Origin of the sequence: Thomasclavelia spiroformis DSM 1552 (assembly GCF_025149465.1) — a bacterium.
Lineage (GTDB): Bacteria > Bacillota_I > Bacilli_A > Erysipelotrichales > Coprobacillaceae > Thomasclavelia > Thomasclavelia spiroformis.
This window is the reverse complement of sequence record NZ_CP102275.1, coordinates 2,320,121-2,337,187: the sequence shown is the minus strand read 5'-3', so window position 1 is coordinate 2,337,187 and position 17,067 is coordinate 2,320,121. Positions and strand designations below refer to the sequence as shown.

Genomic DNA, 17,067 nt, shown 5'->3' with positions numbered 1-17,067 from the left:
AAACATGAGTTAATCCTCATGTTTTTTACGTTCAAGCATATCTTGATATGAATATACACAACCACAATAATTTTGTCGATATAAGTGATATTTATCTGCAAAACGAACAGACTTTAAATAACCATTATTTTTTTTAAAATCACTAAATAAAAATTTAGTAGATTGTTGATCAAATGATGCGCCTATTTCATTGATCCATTGACTATTTTTATGTGGTGAAACACTTAATACAGTTGTCCAGTAATCAAAATTATTTTTTAATGCATAATTATAAGCTTGTCTCATTCTTTCTTGATAACAAAGATAACATCTTTTTCCTCCCTCTGGTTCATCTTTGTATACTGAAATTTTTTCAAGATAATTTTTAGGTGAATATGGATCTTCAATCACATTAATGCTTTGATTATAATCTTTATTGAAACTACTTAAAAAAGTTTTTAATTCTTCAAAACGACGATTGTATTCTTCACGAGGATAAATATTGGAGTTAGAGTAATAAATAGTTATTTTAAATTTATCTGCTATTTCTCTAATTACGTTACCACTACAAGGACCACAACAGACATGTAGTAATAGACTTGGTTTACTATCACCAATTTTTTCTAATTCTTCTTTTAATTTTATATCATAATTTATTTTCATATAATGATTATATCATAAAAATAAAAAAATGTAGATTTTAAATCTACATTATAAACATACTATCACCAAAACTAAAGAAACGATATTTATTTTCAATAGCTTCATGATAAGCTTTGAAAATAAATTCTTTTGTAGCAAAAGCACTAATTAACATTAATAAAGTTGATTTTGGTAAATGAAAATTTGTAATTAAGCAATCAATTGCTTGATATTGATAACCAGGATAAATAAAGATATCAGTGTTTTCATGAGTTGCTGTAAATTTACCATATTTTTGCATATTAGCTTCTAAAGTTCTAGTAGAAGTAGTACCTACAGCAATGATTCTTTGACCATTTGCTTTAGCTTGGTTTAATTTATCAGCTACTTCTGGTTCAATCATATAATATTCACTATGCATATGATGCTCTAGTACATTATCAACTTTTACCGGTCTAAATGTCCCTAAACCAACATGTAGAGTAATATCTAGTATTTCAATTCCCTTAGCTTTTATTTTTCTAATAATATCATCTGTAAAATGTAATCCAGCAGTTGGTGCAGCAGCACTACCTTCTATTTTGGCATAGACGGTTTGATAACGACTTTGATCATTTAATTTTTCTTTGATATAAGGAGGTAAAGGCATTGTTCCTAATTGATCTAAGATTTCATAAAAAATTCCATCATAAATCATTTTAAAAACTCTAATACCTTCATCTTTTATTTCAAGACATTTAGCTTTTAATAAACCGTCGCCAAAAGTAATGATTGTATCAAGTTTTACGATTCTTGCATTTCCAACCAAACATTCCCAAACATCATTGCCTTGATCTTTTAATAATAAAACTTCAACATGACCATTTGTTTCTTCTTTAACTCCAAATAAACGTGCTGGAATAACTTTAGTATTATTTCTAACTAAAACATCACCAGGTTTTAAATAATTAATAATATCATAAAAATGCTTATGCTCAATTGTTTGATTTTCTCGATTTAATACCATTAATCTCGATGTATCACGCTTATCTAATGGTGTTTGAGCAATTAATTCTTCAGGTAATTCAAAATCAAATTCACTTAACTTCATCTTAAAACGCCCTCTTATATACATCGTGACCATACTTATCTAAAAACTCTTCTTTAAAATCAAGTAAACGATCCTCCTTGATTGCTTGACGAATATCACTTGCTAATTTCAATAAAAAATTAACATTATGAATTGATAATAATGTTTTACCAAATATTTCATCACATTTATGCAAGTGACGAATATATGACTTAGTATAATTTTTACAAGTATAACAATCACAATTAGGATCAAGAGGAGTATAGTCATATTTATATTTTTCATTGTTAATATTAATTCTTCCTATGCTAGTCATAACAGCACCATGTCTAGCTACTCTAGTAGGTAAAACACAATCATACATATCAATTCCACGAATTGCACATTCAATTAAATCAATTGGATTACCTACTCCCATTAAATAACGAGGTTTATCCTCAGGTAACCATTTTACTGCATCATCTACCATTTTATACATTACATCTTTAGGTTCTCCAACACTTGTACCACCAATTGAATAACCAGGGAAATCCATTTTAACCAATTCTTTAGCACAACGTTCTCTTAAATCAGCATATTCACCACCTTGAACAATACCAAATAGAGCCTGTTTGTCTGTATTTTTATGAGCTTCTTTACCTCGTTTGGCCCATCTTAAAGTTCTTTCCATGCTATCTTTCATATATTCATATGTACAAGGATATGGAGCACATTCATCAAATGACATAATTATATCTGCTCCTAATTTGTTTTGAATTTCAATAGCTTTTTCAGGAGAAAGAAAAAGTGCACTACCATCAATAATACTTTTAAATTTAACTCCTTCTTCTTCGATTTTACGTGTTTTACCTAATGAAAAAACTTGAAATCCACCACTATCTGTAAGCATAGGCCCATCATAATTCATAAATTTATGTAACCCACCGGCTTTTTCAATAACATCTTCACCAGGACGAAGCCAAAGATGATATGTATTTGCGAGAATAACTTGAGAATGCATTTCTTTTAACATTTCAGGTGATATTCCTTTTACTGTTGCTAGAGTACCTACTGGCATAAACATAGGAGTTTCTACATCCCCATGAGGAGTATGTAAAATACCATAACGAGCACCAGATTGTTTACAAACATGTTTTAATTCATAACTTATTGCTGCCATATTTACCTCCTTTAAAGCAAGCATTATTATATCGTAATAGTTGCATAATTACAATTTATGTTTAAATTAAATTAAAATGTTTCATTGCATAATAAATACCATTATCATCAATATCTTTAGTAACAAAACTAGCAAGTTTATATAATTCTGGATCACTATTTTTCATTACAATTGCATTTTTTACAAATGAAAGCATTGCCTCGTCATTAAAACTATCACCAAAAGCATAAGTATTATTAATATCTATATCAAAATAATTTAATAAAAATTGAATACCTGTAGCTTTAGAGTAACCTTTTGGGACGATTTCTCCAAAATCCTTTGCTCTACTAATATAATCAAAATCATTTTCTATTGCTTTTTTAAAATAAGTTATGTCACTTAATTCATCAAACCAGATACAAAACTTATCAAAAGATAACATTGGATCATCAAAGTTTGACATTGTAAAATTATTAGTAATATAACGTTGTTTAAGGCTATCTAAAAATGGATTTCGAATATTATTATCAAAATAAATAGTGTTTTTACTTTCTAATGCTCCATCAACATTTGTTTTTCTAATTAAATCTTTTATTTCTAAACATCTTTTTAATGGGATTGAATAAGAAAATAAAACTTCATCATGATATCTAATATATGTTCCACATCCACAAACATATCCATCAGGTTTTAATGCTTTGATACACTCATCAATCAATGAAAAAGGTCTACCAGTATTTATAAAAATAAGATGGCCTTTCTCTTTAGCTTTTTTTATTGCTATGATAGCACTTTCAGGAATAGAATGGGTAGTATGTGATAATAAAGTACCATCAATATCAAAAAATAGAATGTTTTTATCAGACATAATTTACCTCCTAAATTAGATTTCTTTTGATATATTTTTGATAAGCTAGTAAGACATTTTTATATCTATTTTTACTTATTTTAAGAATAGTTTTGTTTTTTAAAACAATATTTTTATCATCTATCTTATAAACATAATTCCAATTAATTAAACAAGAACGATTAATCATATAAAAATCACAAGAATTAATAAACTGTTCCAGCATAGATAATTTATATTTAGTTGTTTGATAAGTATCACTATCTGTATAAATAAAACAAGTATGTCCTTGACTTTTACAAAAAATAATTTCATTACAAGCAATATTAATTATACCACTTTTGTTATTAATAGTAATAAAATGTTGTTGTTCGTTAATTTTACTAACAATATGTTTTATTGAATTAGTCAGTCCTAAGTATAGACTATCTTTTTTTACAAAATCAAAAAAATGGAGATTACCATAATTAAATAATGAATCATAATTATCATCGATAATAACTACTAAAGTATTATTATGAATAGATAGATATTTTTTGATAAATTGAATATTATTTAAATTAGATATATCAACATTAATAAATAAAAAATCAAAAATCATTTTAATATTCATAAAATCATTGAAGCATGTTATATCAGTTTCAATACCGTAGTTTTTAAAAGTATCATTGATAATACAATAAATTTCATCATTATGATTGATAACTGCAACTTTATACAAAGTACCCCTCCTAACTTAAAAAATATTATACAAAAATACGATAAAGTTTGTCTATAAAATACAATATTGTATACAAAATGTTTAATTATCGTTGTAATTTTTTGTTAAGCAAGATAAAATAAATAAGTATTATAAAAGGGGGATAAGTTATGTACAAAATTTTAAGAAAAGAAGTACTAAATGATGCAGTAGAACTAATGGAAATCTATGCACCATATGTTGCAAAAAAATGTGAACCCGGTCAATTCATTATTTTACGTGTTGGTGAAGATGGCGAAAGAATCCCACTAACAATTGCTGATTATGACCGTGAAAAAGAAACAATTACAATTATTTATCAAATTGTAGGATATTCTACTCGTGAGTTATCTAAGTTGAATGAAGGTGATGAATTAACTGATTTTGTAGGACCATTAGGTGTTCCAACAAAATTCCATGATGTAAAACATGTTATAGGTGTAGCAGGTGGTGTAGGAAGTGCTCCATTATATCCACAACTTCGTGAATTAGCAAATCGTGGTGTTGAAGTTGATGTTATTATTGGTGGGCGAGAAGCACAATATGTTTTATTAGCAGATGAATTCAAAAAATTCTGTAAAAATGTATATATTGCTACGGATGATGGTTCTTTAGGGACAAAAGGGTTCGTTACTACAGTATTAAGCGATTTAATTGAAAAAGGTGAAAGTATTGATGAAGTAATTGCAATTGGTCCAGTACCAATGATGAAAGCAGTTGTTAATGTTACTAAACCAAAAAAAATTAAAACATCAGTATCTTTAAACCCAATTATGATTGATGGTACAGGTATGTGTGGGTGCTGTCGTGTTAGTGTAGATGGTAAAATTAAATTTGCTTGTGTAGATGGTCCTGATTTTGATGGATTACAAGTTGATTTTGATGAATTGATGATGCGTCAAAGAATGTTTAAAGAAGAAGAACATACAGTTAGTGAAAATGCTAATCGTATTTGTAATTTAATGGGAGGTACAAGATAATGCCTAATATGTCATTAAAAAAGGTTGTTATGCCTGAACAAGAACCTGATGTAAGAAATAAAAATTTTGAAGAAGTTGCTTTAGGATATACAAAAGAAATGGCAATGGAAGAAGCAACTCGTTGTTTAAATTGTAAACATCAACCATGTAAAAGCGGTTGTCCAGTAGGAGTACCAATTCCTGAATTTATTCAAGAAGTAGCGGCTGGTAATTTTGAAGAAGCTTATAAAATTATTACAAGTGAAAATGCTTTACCGGCAATTTGTGGACGTGTTTGTCCTCAAGAAAATCAATGTGAAGGTAAATGTGTTCGTGGTATTAAAGGTGAGTCAGTAGGAATTGGACGTTTAGAAAGATTTGTTGCTGATTATCATATGGCTCATGGTAAAACTCCTGAATTAAAAATTGAACCAAATGGAAAAAAAGTTGCAATCATTGGTTCAGGACCAGCGGGAATTACTTGTGCTGGTGAATTAGCAAAAAAAGGATATGATGTTACTGTTTTTGAAGCGCTTCATAAAACAGGAGGAGTTTTATCATATGGAATCCCAGAATTCCGTTTACCTAAATCACTAGTTCAAAAAGAAGTTGATAGTGTTGCTTCATTAGGCGTTAAATTCGAAACTAATGTAGTTGTTGGACGTTCAGTCACAATTGATGAATTACAAGAACAAGGATATCAAGGGATTTTTATTGGAAGTGGAGCAGGATTACCAAGATTCCAAAATATTCCAGGTGAAAACTTAAATGGTGTTTATGCAGCAAATGAATTTTTAACAAGAGTAAATTTAATGAAGGGATACGAATTTCCAAATCATCCAACTCCTGTTAAAATTACTGAAACAGTTTGTGTAATTGGTGCTGGGAATGTAGCAATGGATGCTGCTAGAACGGCTAAACGTTTAGGGGCGAAAAATGTTTATATCGTATATCGCCGTGGTGAAGAAGAGGTACCAGCTAGAGCTGAGGAAGTACATCACGCTAAAGAAGAAGGAATTATTTTTAAATTATTAACTAACCCTGTAAAAATCAATGGTGAAGATGGATGGGTTAAATCTATGGAATGTGTTGAAATGGAACTTTGTGAACCCGATGAAAGTGGTAGAAGAAGGCCAATCGCAAAAGAAGGTTCAAACTTTATTATTGAAACAGGTACAGTAATTGTTTCAATTGGACAAAGTCCAAACCCATTAATTAGACAAACTACTCCTGGTTTAGATACTCAAAAATGGGGTGGAATTATTGTAGATGAAGAAACAATGAAAACAAGTAAAGAAGGAGTATATGCTGGTGGTGACGTTGTTACTGGAGCAGCAACAGTAATTCTTGCAATGGGAGCTGGTAAATCAGCAGCTAAAGCAATGGATGAATATCTTTCTACTAAATAATTATAGTAAAAAATAGGCACTCGTTTGAGTGCTTTTTCGATATAATAATATTTTATCTACTTTATAATCTAAATATCAGTATAAAAATAATTAGATATGTTTAAAAAATCTTAAAGAAAAATAGCTATTCTTTAAGACATTTTTAATTTATGTAAAAAGAGCTATAACGCTCTAAATAGTATAAGAACTATTTTTTGTTATAACTCTAATCATGATCTTCTTCATATTTAATAATCTCACCAGAAACAGCATCAATATCAATATTGTATTCAATTCTACCATTTTTAATTTCTATTTCATATACTTGTCTACCATCATCATTGTCTAATTCACATTTTACTAAATAACCATTATTTCCAACACGATCCATAGCAATTTTTTGAGCTTCTTCATTGCTGATAATTGTAGTTTGATTATTTGTTGTTTGGTTATTTGTTGTTTGGTTATTTGTTGTTTGGTTATTTGTATCAGTTGTAGATGGAACATAATCTTCATCTATTTCATTTTTAGTAATTTTACCTGATGATGCGTCAACTTCAAGTTCGTGTTTTTGGTCATTTGTGATGATATCAAATTCATAATAACTACGTCCATCATCTGTTTCTTCAACTGCTCTAGTAACTTTACCATCTACTTCAGCTAAAGCAATTTCTTGTGCTTCATCTAATGTGATTGTTTTAGTTGAAGCATTGCTGCATCCTACTAAAATAAATGTAACAAATAATAATGTGATTAATTTTTTCATAAGTCTTTCTCCTCTTCTTTTTTTAAATTTATTGTAAATTCACTATACTCATTAAGTTTACTAATAACACTAATTTTAAAACCATAATGATCGCATAGTCTTTTAGCAATAGCTAAACCTAAGCCAAAACTGTTACTGTTTTTAACCCGTGATTCATCTGTTTTATAAAAACGATTGAAAATGTAATTTATTTTACTTTCTTCAATACCTATACCATAATCTTTAACTTTTAATTCATAATTTATGAATTTCAATTCAATTTTTTTATTATCAGCTTTAGAATACTTTACAGCATTGTCTAATAGTATAATTAACAGTTGTCGTAAATGTTCTTCAGTAATCCAAATTTTCTTCTTAGAATCAATAGTTATCGTAAAAGTGAAATCTGGATGTAATTCTTCAAATTCTTTTATAATTTGATTAATAATTGGAATGATATTAATGGCTTCTTTACATTTGACCTTCATCTCTCTTGTTAAATGAAGTAATTCATTACACAACATAATTAATCGATCAGCCTCTTTACTAGAAATTTCTAATGAAGAATTAAGTATTTCAGGATCATCTTTTCCCCAGCGAAGTAACATGTCTAAGTTTCCTTTGATAATAGCTAAAGGAGTTTTTAATTCATGTGAAGCATCACTTACAAATTGGTTTTGTTGATTTAAAGATGTTTCTAATTGATCTAAAACATCATTGAATTCTTTACCTAATTGACCTAACTCATCATTACCTTCTATTTGTAAACGATGTTTTAAACCATCTTTTTTTATTTGTTTAACGTTGTTATTAAATTTATTAACGGTTTTTAAATATTTATCGCTAATTGTAATTCCACAAATAATACTGCTTATCAAAGCTGTAATTGCAAGAATAAATAATAATAATATAATAATACTAGCGATAGGTGTCATAACATTTTCATCCATAGTATATATTTTACTAATTATAAGTAGATAATATGTCATATATACAAGTAAGATTAAACTAAATATACCAATAAAACTCATAATAATTAGCGAAGTTGAAAATGTTAGTTGAAAACGAAAAGATTTATTTTTTTTCATACTAGTCGATATCCTATTCCACGAATAGTTTCTATATTAATACCTGCTAATTTATTTCTAAGATAGCGAATATAAACTTCTACAACATTAGTAGAAACATTTTTCTCATAACCCCAAACTTTATTTAAAATATCATTTTTTGTTACAATATTTCCACCATTTTGAACTAATAAACTTAATAAATCAAATTCTGTTGTAGTAAGAGTAATTGTTTCATCTTTAAATTTCACATGATGGTTTATAACATCGATTTCAATTTCACCATATTTATATTTTAATGATTTATTTTGGTTTGAAACTCTTCTTAACAACGCATTTATTCTGGCGAGCAGTTCTTCCATTGCAAATGGTTTAGCTAAATAATCATCAGCTCCCACTTGTAAGCCATTTACTTTATCCATGACTTCGTCTCTAGCTGTCAGCATAATAATAGGTGTTTGTTTTTTTAAACGAAGTTGCCGGCATACTTCAATTCCATTGATTCTAGGTAACATCAAATCAAGAAGAATCAATTCATAATCTTGATTAAGAGCCTTGTTTAGACCACTTTCACCATCAAAAGCTTGATCACATTCATAATTTGCATGTGTTAATTCTAGCTTTAATAAATTAGAGATATTTTTTTCATCTTCAATAATCAATATCATTATATCCCTCCTCGTATTCATAACTAACAATTTTACCATCTTTAGCATTAATAACAACATCTACTACTTCTTGATTAGAGTTTTGAATTTCTAAATCATAATAAATTTGAAAATCATCATAATCTATATTAGAAGAAATAATAGTTCCTGAAAAAGTTCTTAATGCGATTAAATGCGCTTGACTTTTCGAATAATTGATGTTTGTAAGAGTTGTATGAAGGATGTATATCCCAATAATAATAATTATAACCATTATTATTGAAATACTTATAATTAATTGTTTTTTATACTTTGAAAGTATTTGCATTACTATCCCTCCTCTCGACTATATAATAACCTATTTTAATGATTTATACCTTAAAGTTTGATAATAATTAAATAAGAATTTTCTCAGTTTACTTGATATAATATAAAAAAGGAGGAATTATGAAGGTATTAGTTATATATTGTCATCCAAGTAATAATAGTTTTACATATGAAGTTAAAAATGAATTTATTAGAGGATTACATGATGGAAATCATGAATATACTTTATTAGATTTATATGCTTTAGATTTTAAAGAAACATTTAGTGAAAGTGAATATTTAAGAGAAGCATTTCATAATGAAAAGATAGATATTTTAGATGATGTAAAAAAATTTCAGCAATTAATTAATCAAAATGATGCTTTAGTATTTATTTATCCGATATTTTGGGGTGAAGCTCCTAGTAAATTAGTTGGATGGTTTCAGCGAGTTTGGACTTATGGATTTGCTTATGGTAATAATGCAAGTATGAAGCAATTAGATAAGGTATTGATGTTAGTTACTATGGGTGGTGATTTAAATGAGCCAATTAGACAAGCAGAAGTAGAGGCGATGAAAGTAATAATGTTTGAAAATCGAATAGGAAATAGGAGTAAAGAGAAGGAAATGGTTGTGTTTGATCGAATGTCTAGAGATTATGTAAATCGAAGTAATAATTTTAATAATAATTTAAAACGAGCATATTGTTTGGGTAAAAACTTTTGAAATAAAAGAATTTATTATCGTGATAAAAAACGCTACTATTTTTTTTAATATTCGTGTATAATTGCAATGAAGGAGTGATAAGTAAAGATGTATAAATACTTAGAGCCATATGCAGCAATGGTAGAATTCTTAGGAAAAGCTCTAGGGGATAATGTAGAGATTGCTTTACATGATTTAACTTCTAAAGAGCAAGAAATTGTTGCAATTGCAAATAATCATAATTCTGGAAGGGAAATAGGAGCTAAGTTATCTAATTTATCAATGCATTATTTAGATGATAAACAATATCTAGATCATGATTATGTTTTAAATTATAAGACAACTGGACCTGATGGTAAGTTAATGAGAGCAGCTACTTACTTTATTAAAGAAGAAGGTAAAGAGTTGCCAGTAGGGATGTTATGTGTTAATGTAAATATCTCTGATTTTGAATATTTGACTTCTACAATCAAGAAAATTTTAGGGATTAAAGATGAAAAAGATATTGAGTTTAAAATGGACAATCCAGTTGAAATTTTATCTTCTCCTTTAGATGAAATGATTGATATGTATGTTAAAGAATGCCTTGAAAAAATGGGATTTCCTAGTTATTTCTTGGCAGAACGTTTAAATGTGGATGAGAAAATAAAAGTTGTAAAATATTTACAGGAAAAAGGAACTTTTAAGGTTAAAGGAGCGATTGTGTTAGTTGCAGAAAAACTAGCAGTTTCTGAACCGACAGTTTATCGTTATTTAAAAAAGATGGAAAAATAGGAGGTTAAAATGAAAGAATTAGTTTATGTAAGTGGACATAGAAATCCCGATACAGATTCTATTTGTTCAGCAATCGGTTATGCTTATTTATTGAAAGCACTTGATCGTTATAATGCGATTCCTGTTAGATTAGGAGAAATTAATCGTGAAACTGAATATATTTTAAAGAGATTTCATATTGAAATCCCAATGTTATTAAAAACAGTTAAACAAAAAGTTGAAGATTTAAATTATGATAAAGTAACTGTTTTTTCTAAAGAGTTGACATTAAAAACAGCTTGGTCTTTAATGAAGCAACAAAATTTAAAGTCTGCTCCAATTTTAGATGATCATGGACAATTGTTAGGATTATTATCAACTTCTAATATTGTTGAAGGATATATGGAAAAATGGGATAGCAGTTTACTAAAAGAAGCTCATACACCAATTGAAAATGTCATTGATACATTAGAAGCTTCAATTCTTTATTTAAATCAAGATCTAAAATTTATTGAAGGTGATTTACATATTGCGGCAATGCGTGGTGAAGAAGCTAAAAAGCGTATTAAATCTGGTGATATTGTTATTGTTGGAGGAGATCGTGAAGATGCAGTTAATTCAATGATTGAAGCAGATGTATCTTTAATTATTTTGACAGGTTCTTTAGATGTTGATGCTACTATGTTAGATAAATTAAAAGAAAAAGGAATTAGTGTTATTTCTACACCATATAATACATATTTAACATCACAACAAATTATTCAAGCAATTCCAGTTGAATATATTATGCAAAAAGGTGATTTAAAACTATTTACTACTGATGATACATTAGATCATGTAAAAGAAGTAATGAGTGAAACTAGATATCGTAGTTATCCTGTACTTGATTTAAATAATCGTTGTGTAGGTAGTATTTCTCGTTTTGCTTTATTGAAAGGTTTAAGAAAAAAGGTTGTTTTAGTTGATCATAATGAAAGAGGGCAATCAATTCCAGGTATTGATGAAGCTGATATTCTTGAAATTGTTGATCATCATCGAGTTGCTGATATTCAAACTGTGGGACCTTTATTATTTAGAGGTGAACCATTAGGTTCAACTGCAACTATTGTTACAAAGATCTTTGATGAAAATGATATTGAAATACCACAATCTATTGCAGGAGCGTTATTAGGGGCAGTTATTTCTGATACATTATTATTTAAATCACCAACATGTACACCTGTTGATACTAAAACAGCACGTAAGTTAGCTAAAATTGCGGGCGTTGATATTGAAGAATTTGCTATGGAAATGTTTAAAGCAGGAACTTCATTAGTTGGTAAGACAGTTGAGGAAATTTTTAATCAAGATTTTAAAAAGTTTTCATTTGAAACAGGAACTGTAGGAGTTGGACAAGTTAATTCAATGGATATTGAAGGCTTTTTACCATACAAAGAAGAAATGTTAGAATATATGAATAAATTCGCTGAAGATAATAATTTAGAATTTACATTACTATTATTAACAGATATTATCAATGCAAATAGTGAAATTTTTGTAGCTGGACCAAAACCACAATTGGTTGAACAGGCATTTGATATTAGCTTAAATGATTATCAAGCAACATTAAATGGTGTTATTTCTCGTAAAAAACAAGTTGTTCCAGCTATTACTACGGTGATGAGTAAATAAAATGAGATTAGATAAATTTTTAAAAGTTTCAAGAATTATCAAAAGAAGAACTTTGTCTAAAGAAATAAGCGAAAGTTCACGAGTTAAAGTTAATGGAAAAATAGCTAAACCTAGCACTAAACTTAAAGTTGGTGATGAAATTGAGATTGAATTTGGACGTAGCTTATTAACAGTTAAAGTTAAAGAACTAAAAGAGCATGTATTAAAAGAAGACAGTACAATGCTTTATGAGATAATTAATGAACAAAGAATTGAACGTAATATATAAAAGCAAAGGCATAACAACCTTTGCTTTTATAATGACATACTTTTTCTTTTAAAAACGACTGCACCAATAATACTACAAATAATAGCGATGATCGCTAATCCTCCTAGCATCAAATAGGCTTCATTATTTCCACTTATTAATTTATTAGAATCAAATAAAGTAAGAATCGTCATATATTTCAACCACTCCATACTACCTTCCATATTTGATAACATTTGAATTAAGATAAAAATAATTGGAAAACCAGCCCCAAATAATGTAGCTAAACGATATTCATTAAAAATACTTGAACACATAAAACAAATTCCTAAAAGAGCTAAGTGTAAAATATATACCCCAATATTGATTGAAATATATACAAAAATATCTAATTTATCGGGAAACATTATTTGTGAACATATAATTCCTAGTCCAGTGCAAAACAAAATCAATACAAACATATTAGATACAATTACTAACATTTCTGTAGTCCATACAGTTGTACGTTTTACACCGCTACTAAGTAAATAGCTCATTACCCCATTATCAACCTTTTTTACAAGTAATCTCAATGAAAGTATAATTCCAAATATTAAAGGAAAAACAATCATAATAAATCCATATAAATATTCAGTAATAAAATCAACTAAAGTATCAGGTGTACCGCTCATTCCTACCATTGCCATGATTTCGGGCATACTTTTTGAAAAAACTTCTAATGCAGAGCCTAATTCAGGATCATACATACTTATTATAATTGTTGTATACATAATTAGGATTAAACAAAAAATAATTAAAATTTTATAATTTGTTTTCCATTCTAATTTAAATAAAGCTTTATTAAACATTATCAATTTCACCTCCATAAAAGTGCATAAAGATCTCTTCTAAACTTTGATTAACAACATCTAGATTTATAATTTGATAATTATTCAAACAGGCAATAAGTTCATTGATTTCATTTTGAATAACGATTTCAACGACATTATTATTTATGTTTTTAATAGAAAAATTTTCTTTTTTAAAACTATCAATATCTTTAATGTTTTTAAAGGTGATAGCATATATTTTATGTTTAGATTTTCTTAAAGTATCGATATCTTCAATACTAACTATTTTTCCTTGCTTAATAATTCCTACGCGATTACAAGTTTTTTCAACTTCTTCGAATATATGTGAAGACATTAAAATAGTTTTACCACGTTTTTTTTCTTCAAGAATTAGGTTTACAAACTCATTTTGCATTAATGGATCTAATCCGCTTGTCGGTTCATCTAAAATTAAAATATCTGGATCATGCATAAAAGCAACAACTATGCCTACTTTTTGCTTCATTCCTTTAGACATTTTTTTAATCTTGCACTTAGGATCTAGTTCAAAACGCTTAATAAGTTCATTTGCTCTTCCTAAATTCTTCATACCTCGATAATCAGCCATGAATTTAATGAATTGAATACCGCTAATTTCTTCCATTAAATTAATTTCACCAGGTATATATCCAATCTTTTTTTGAATAAGATCAATATCTTTATTACAATCAAGACTATTAATTATGCATTTTTTTTCTTTTGGAATTATAAAACCTAATAAGTGTCTAATAGTTGTTGTTTTACCTGCGCCATTAGGTCCTAAAAAACCAAATATTTCCCCTTTTTTTATTGTGAAAGTAACATCAAAAATACCTTTTCCATTACCATAATCTTTAGTTAAATTATTGATCTTAATTATCTCCATAAAATATCCCCTCCTTTTATGTTATTTTATAATTAATGATATGAATTAACAAGTTATCTATTATATATTTATTTATATTGATTGAGAAATATTGGAAATTGGTATACTATAGTATAAAGAAATGAAAGGAGAATTATATGTACGCAAAAAATGCATGGGAAAAATATGATGATAAACAAATCCAAAAAATAATGGATTTTAATGAAGGATATAAAAAATTTATTACTAACGGAAAAACAGAAAGGTTATGTGTCAAAGAAGTAGTTACTAAAGCAATTGATGCAGGATATAAAAATCTAGATGATGTTGATATTTTAAAACCAGGGGATAAGGTTTATGTAACTAATATGAATAAAAATATTGCTTTATTTGTAATTGGTAAACAACCAATTGAAAAAGGGCTTAGAATATTAGGGGCGCATATCGATTCACCTAGACTAGATTTAAAACAAAATCCGCTATATGAAAGTGAGGGATTTGCTTTATTGGATACACACTATTATGGAGGTGTGAAAAAATATCAATGGGTTACAATTCCTTTATCTATGATTGGGGTAGTAGTAAAAAAAGATGGAACCGTAATTGATGTAAATATTGGTGAAGATGAAAATGATCCAGTAGTTGGAATTAGTGATTTATTAGTTCATTTATCAGCTGATCAATTGAAAAAAGAGGCTGCTAAGGTAATTGAAGGTGAAGATTTAGATGTTACTGTAGCAAGTATGCCATTAAAAGATAGTGAAAAAGATACAGTTAAAGCTAATGTGTTAAGAATTTTAAAAGAAAAATATGATTTTGAAGAAGAAGATTTTTTAAGTGCAGAAATTGAAATTGTACCAAGTGGTAAAGCACGTGATTATGGAATTGATCGTAGTATGGTAGCAGGATATGGACATGACGATCGAGTGTGTGCGTATACATCATTGATGGCTATTTTGGATATTGACTTACCAGAATATACTAGTTGCTGTATATTAGTAGATAAAGAAGAAATCGGAAGTGTTGGAGCAACCGGAGCACATTCTTTATTTTTTGAAAATATAGTTAGTGAATTGTTATCTAAACAAGATGTTGACAGTTTTATTAAAACACGAAAAGCGATGGCTAATTCAAAAATGTTATCGAGTGATGTTAGTGCAGGAGTAGATCCTTTATATTTAAGTGTTAATGATAAGAAAAATGCTGCTTATTTAGGCAAAGGAATTGTTTTTAACAAATATACTGGGTCTCGTGGTAAAAGTGGATCAAATGATGCGAACCCTGAATATGTTGCTCAAATTAGAAAGATCTTAGATGATGAAAATGTTTATTATCAAACTGCAGAGCTTGGTAAAGTTGACCAAGGAGGTGGCGGAACTATCGCTTATATTCTTGGAAATTATAATATGAATGTTATTGATGCTGGAGTTGCGGTTTTAAATATGCATGCACCAATGGAAATTGTAAGTAAAGTTGATGTTTATGAAGCGTATTTAGCATATCGAACATTTTTACAAAAAATTTAATTGATGAAGGTACCTGTATGCAGGTACCTTTTATTGTGAAACAAAAACCACGTGCTATGCGCGTGGTAACAATAAAGCTTTAGCGTCTGGGTAAAAAACCTCCTCGTGATATAATAATTGTAGCCTGGCAGCTGCAAATAAAATAACGAGGAGGTTAGTCTATGAAAGACACAAAAAGTTTATCACATGCATCATATAGATGTAAATATCATATTGTAATAGTACCAAAATTTAGAAGGATGGTAATATACAATAAATTAAGACATGATATAAGATTAATTATAAAGACCTTAATTGAAAGAAAACCGGGAGTAGAGCTGATAGAAGGAGAGTTATGTCCTGATCATATTCATCTTCTATTAGAAATACCACCAAAGTATTCTGTGGCGGAGTTTATGGGATACCTGAAAAGCAAGTCAACGCTTATGATATTTGATCGTCATGCAAGTATGAAATATAAATATGGAAATAGAAAATTTTGGGCAAGAGGCTATTTTGTAGATACAGTAGGAAAGAACGAGAAGACAGTGAGAGAATATATTCAAAATCAGTTAGCGGAAGATAAGTTGAGTGATCAAATGAGTATGGAAGAATTTATTGACCCGTTCACAGGAGAACCAGTGGATGGGTACAAGAAAAAGAAAAAAAGTAAAAGACCCTTTGAGGGTCAGTGAGTAAATGACGTTGCGGCTGTCAAGGCGTTCAGTGGTCGAATGACTAGCGCAACAGCATGCCCTTACAGGGCGGGTGCATACCACGTCTTTTAGGCGTGGTTATGATTATGAGATAAAAAAATTGTATTTTATATTACATTTTTTTTAAATATTTAAAATATTTTTTCAGTGTTATACTTATGTTAGTACATGCTATAGAGAGGGATGTTACTTTAGGTAGGCATGACCTTGAATAACATAGAAAAAGGA

At 28.5% G+C, this 17,067-nt stretch carries 19 protein-coding genes; 8 read left to right on the top strand and 11 right to left on the bottom strand.

Annotated elements, in window-relative coordinates; translation table 11 throughout:
* Positions 1–9: 9 nt before the first annotated feature.
* From NQ543_RS11140 to NQ543_RS11120, 5 genes are all read right to left on the bottom strand, one after another.
* Positions 10–642: an epoxyqueuosine reductase QueH gene (locus NQ543_RS11140; protein WP_004610127.1), complete on the bottom strand. Its 633-nt coding sequence runs from the start codon at positions 640–642 to the stop codon at positions 10–12.
* 43 nt (positions 643–685) lie between these two features.
* A complete protein-coding gene (gene queA / locus NQ543_RS11135) occupies positions 686–1,711 on the bottom strand; it encodes a tRNA preQ1(34) S-adenosylmethionine ribosyltransferase-isomerase QueA (RefSeq protein WP_039904406.1) in 1,026 nt (341 codons plus the stop codon).
* 1 nt (position 1,712) lies between these two features.
* Positions 1,713–2,849, bottom strand: coding sequence for a tRNA guanosine(34) transglycosylase Tgt (tgt, locus tag NQ543_RS11130; RefSeq protein WP_039904409.1), 1,137 nt, complete (start codon positions 2,847–2,849; stop codon positions 1,713–1,715).
* A 61-nt stretch (positions 2,850–2,910) separates the two neighbouring features.
* Complete coding sequence (locus NQ543_RS11125) at positions 2,911–3,699, bottom strand: Cof-type HAD-IIB family hydrolase (RefSeq protein ID WP_004610130.1); 789 nt, start codon at positions 3,697–3,699, stop codon at positions 2,911–2,913.
* A gap of 10 nt (positions 3,700–3,709) precedes the next feature.
* Positions 3,710–4,399 (bottom strand): LytR/AlgR family response regulator transcription factor, encoded by a 690-nt coding sequence (locus NQ543_RS11120; RefSeq protein WP_004610131.1) that lies wholly within the window; start codon positions 4,397–4,399, stop codon positions 3,710–3,712.
* Between the two features lie 149 nt (positions 4,400–4,548).
* Here NQ543_RS11120 and NQ543_RS11115 point away from each other — a divergent pair, with 149 nt between their 5' ends.
* Together NQ543_RS11115 and gltA are read left to right on the top strand one after the other, a co-directional pair.
* Entirely contained in the window at positions 4,549–5,397 is an 849-nt protein-coding gene (locus NQ543_RS11115; protein ID WP_004610132.1) for a sulfide/dihydroorotate dehydrogenase-like FAD/NAD-binding protein, read from the top strand.
* Positions 5,397–6,785, top strand: a complete 1,389-nt coding sequence (gene gltA / locus NQ543_RS11110; RefSeq protein ID WP_004610133.1) for an NADPH-dependent glutamate synthase — start codon at positions 5,397–5,399, stop codon at positions 6,783–6,785. The genes NQ543_RS11115 and gltA overlap by 1 nt, the downstream gene beginning before the upstream one ends.
* A 205-nt stretch (positions 6,786–6,990) precedes the next feature.
* Here the strand turns inward: gltA and NQ543_RS11105 are convergent, their stop codons facing one another.
* From NQ543_RS11105 to NQ543_RS11090, 4 genes are read right to left on the bottom strand one after another with little or no spacing between them, the layout of a single operon-like run.
* Positions 6,991–7,530 (bottom strand): PepSY domain-containing protein, encoded by a 540-nt coding sequence (locus NQ543_RS11105; RefSeq protein WP_004610134.1) that lies wholly within the window; start codon positions 7,528–7,530, stop codon positions 6,991–6,993.
* Positions 7,527–8,597, bottom strand: a complete 1,071-nt coding sequence (locus NQ543_RS11100) for a sensor histidine kinase (protein ID WP_004610135.1) — start codon at positions 8,595–8,597, stop codon at positions 7,527–7,529. The genes NQ543_RS11105 and NQ543_RS11100 overlap by 4 nt, the downstream gene beginning before the upstream one ends.
* A complete protein-coding gene (locus NQ543_RS11095; RefSeq protein WP_004610136.1) occupies positions 8,594–9,244 on the bottom strand; it encodes a response regulator transcription factor in 651 nt (216 codons plus the stop codon). The genes NQ543_RS11100 and NQ543_RS11095 overlap by 4 nt, the downstream gene beginning before the upstream one ends.
* Positions 9,228–9,551, bottom strand: a complete 324-nt coding sequence (locus NQ543_RS11090) for a PepSY domain-containing protein (protein ID WP_004610137.1) — start codon at positions 9,549–9,551, stop codon at positions 9,228–9,230. Before NQ543_RS11090 ends, NQ543_RS11095 begins: the two co-directional genes overlap by 17 nt.
* A 119-nt stretch (positions 9,552–9,670) precedes the next feature.
* Between NQ543_RS11090 and NQ543_RS11085 the strand changes: the two genes are divergently transcribed.
* The 4 genes from NQ543_RS11085 (at position 9,671) to NQ543_RS11070 (ending at position 12,926) form a co-directional block, all read left to right on the top strand.
* A complete protein-coding gene (locus NQ543_RS11085; RefSeq protein ID WP_004610138.1) occupies positions 9,671–10,255 on the top strand; it encodes an NAD(P)H-dependent oxidoreductase in 585 nt (194 codons plus the stop codon).
* A gap of 87 nt (positions 10,256–10,342) precedes the next feature.
* Positions 10,343–11,008 carry a helix-turn-helix transcriptional regulator gene (locus tag NQ543_RS11080; RefSeq protein WP_004610139.1) on the top strand — a complete coding sequence of 222 codons (666 nt, stop codon included), beginning with the start codon at positions 10,343–10,345 and terminating at the stop codon, positions 11,006–11,008.
* Between the two features lie 9 nt (positions 11,009–11,017).
* The gene (locus NQ543_RS11075; protein ID WP_004610140.1) at positions 11,018–12,658 is read left to right on the top strand and encodes a putative manganese-dependent inorganic diphosphatase; all 1,641 of its coding nucleotides are present in this window, start codon (positions 11,018–11,020) and stop codon (positions 12,656–12,658) included.
* Between the two features lies 1 nt (position 12,659).
* Complete coding sequence (locus tag NQ543_RS11070; RefSeq protein WP_004610141.1) at positions 12,660–12,926, top strand: RNA-binding S4 domain-containing protein; 267 nt, start codon at positions 12,660–12,662, stop codon at positions 12,924–12,926.
* Positions 12,927–12,952: 26 nt separating this feature from the next.
* Here the strand turns inward: NQ543_RS11070 and NQ543_RS11065 are convergent, their stop codons facing one another.
* The gene (locus tag NQ543_RS11065; protein ID WP_039904413.1) at positions 12,953–13,753 is read right to left on the bottom strand and encodes an ABC transporter permease subunit; all 801 of its coding nucleotides are present in this window, start codon (positions 13,751–13,753) and stop codon (positions 12,953–12,955) included.
* On the bottom strand, positions 13,746–14,639 hold the full coding sequence (locus NQ543_RS11060; protein WP_004610143.1) for an ABC transporter ATP-binding protein: 894 nt from the start codon (positions 14,637–14,639) through the stop codon (positions 13,746–13,748). Before NQ543_RS11060 ends, NQ543_RS11065 begins: the two co-directional genes overlap by 8 nt.
* Positions 14,640–14,776: 137 nt before the next feature.
* Here NQ543_RS11060 and NQ543_RS11055 point away from each other — a divergent pair, with 137 nt between their 5' ends.
* A complete protein-coding gene (locus NQ543_RS11055) occupies positions 14,777–16,144 on the top strand; it encodes an aminopeptidase (RefSeq protein ID WP_004610144.1) in 1,368 nt (455 codons plus the stop codon).
* Positions 16,145–16,305: 161 nt separating this feature from the next.
* A complete protein-coding gene (tnpA, locus tag NQ543_RS11050) occupies positions 16,306–16,818 on the top strand; it encodes an IS200/IS605 family transposase (protein ID WP_004610145.1) in 513 nt (170 codons plus the stop codon).
* Positions 16,819–17,067: the final 249 nt, after the last annotated feature.

What these genes read in the sequence shown, in the direction of transcription:
- NQ543_RS11140 (WP_004610127.1), bottom strand. Translation starts at nt 642, where the DNA reads ATGAAAATAAATTATGATATAAAATTAAAAGAAGAATTAGAAAAAATT.
- queA (WP_039904406.1), bottom strand. Translation starts at nt 1,711, where the DNA reads ATGAAGTTAAGTGAATTTGATTTTGAATTACCTGAAGAATTAATTGCT.
- tgt (WP_039904409.1), bottom strand. Translation starts at nt 2,849, where the DNA reads ATGGCAGCAATAAGTTATGAATTAAAACATGTTTGTAAACAATCTGGT.
- NQ543_RS11125 (WP_004610130.1), bottom strand. Translation starts at nt 3,699, where the DNA reads ATGTCTGATAAAAACATTCTATTTTTTGATATTGATGGTACTTTATTA.
- NQ543_RS11115 (WP_004610132.1), top strand. Translation starts at nt 4,549, where the DNA reads ATGTACAAAATTTTAAGAAAAGAAGTACTAAATGATGCAGTAGAACTA.
- gltA (WP_004610133.1), top strand. Translation starts at nt 5,397, where the DNA reads ATGCCTAATATGTCATTAAAAAAGGTTGTTATGCCTGAACAAGAACCT.
- NQ543_RS11105 (WP_004610134.1), bottom strand. Translation starts at nt 7,530, where the DNA reads ATGAAAAAATTAATCACATTATTATTTGTTACATTTATTTTAGTAGGA.
- NQ543_RS11100 (WP_004610135.1), bottom strand. Translation starts at nt 8,597, where the DNA reads ATGAAAAAAAATAAATCTTTTCGTTTTCAACTAACATTTTCAACTTCG.
- NQ543_RS11095 (WP_004610136.1), bottom strand. Translation starts at nt 9,244, where the DNA reads ATGATATTGATTATTGAAGATGAAAAAAATATCTCTAATTTATTAAAG.
- NQ543_RS11090 (WP_004610137.1), bottom strand. Translation starts at nt 9,551, where the DNA reads ATGCAAATACTTTCAAAGTATAAAAAACAATTAATTATAAGTATTTCA.
- NQ543_RS11085 (WP_004610138.1), top strand. Translation starts at nt 9,671, where the DNA reads ATGAAGGTATTAGTTATATATTGTCATCCAAGTAATAATAGTTTTACA.
- NQ543_RS11080 (WP_004610139.1), top strand. Translation starts at nt 10,343, where the DNA reads ATGTATAAATACTTAGAGCCATATGCAGCAATGGTAGAATTCTTAGGA.
- NQ543_RS11075 (WP_004610140.1), top strand. Translation starts at nt 11,018, where the DNA reads ATGAAAGAATTAGTTTATGTAAGTGGACATAGAAATCCCGATACAGAT.
- NQ543_RS11070 (WP_004610141.1), top strand. Translation starts at nt 12,660, where the DNA reads ATGAGATTAGATAAATTTTTAAAAGTTTCAAGAATTATCAAAAGAAGA.
- NQ543_RS11065 (WP_039904413.1), bottom strand. Translation starts at nt 13,753, where the DNA reads ATGTTTAATAAAGCTTTATTTAAATTAGAATGGAAAACAAATTATAAA.
- NQ543_RS11060 (WP_004610143.1), bottom strand. Translation starts at nt 14,639, where the DNA reads ATGGAGATAATTAAGATCAATAATTTAACTAAAGATTATGGTAATGGA.
- NQ543_RS11055 (WP_004610144.1), top strand. Translation starts at nt 14,777, where the DNA reads ATGTACGCAAAAAATGCATGGGAAAAATATGATGATAAACAAATCCAA.
- tnpA (WP_004610145.1), top strand. Translation starts at nt 16,306, where the DNA reads ATGAAAGACACAAAAAGTTTATCACATGCATCATATAGATGTAAATAT.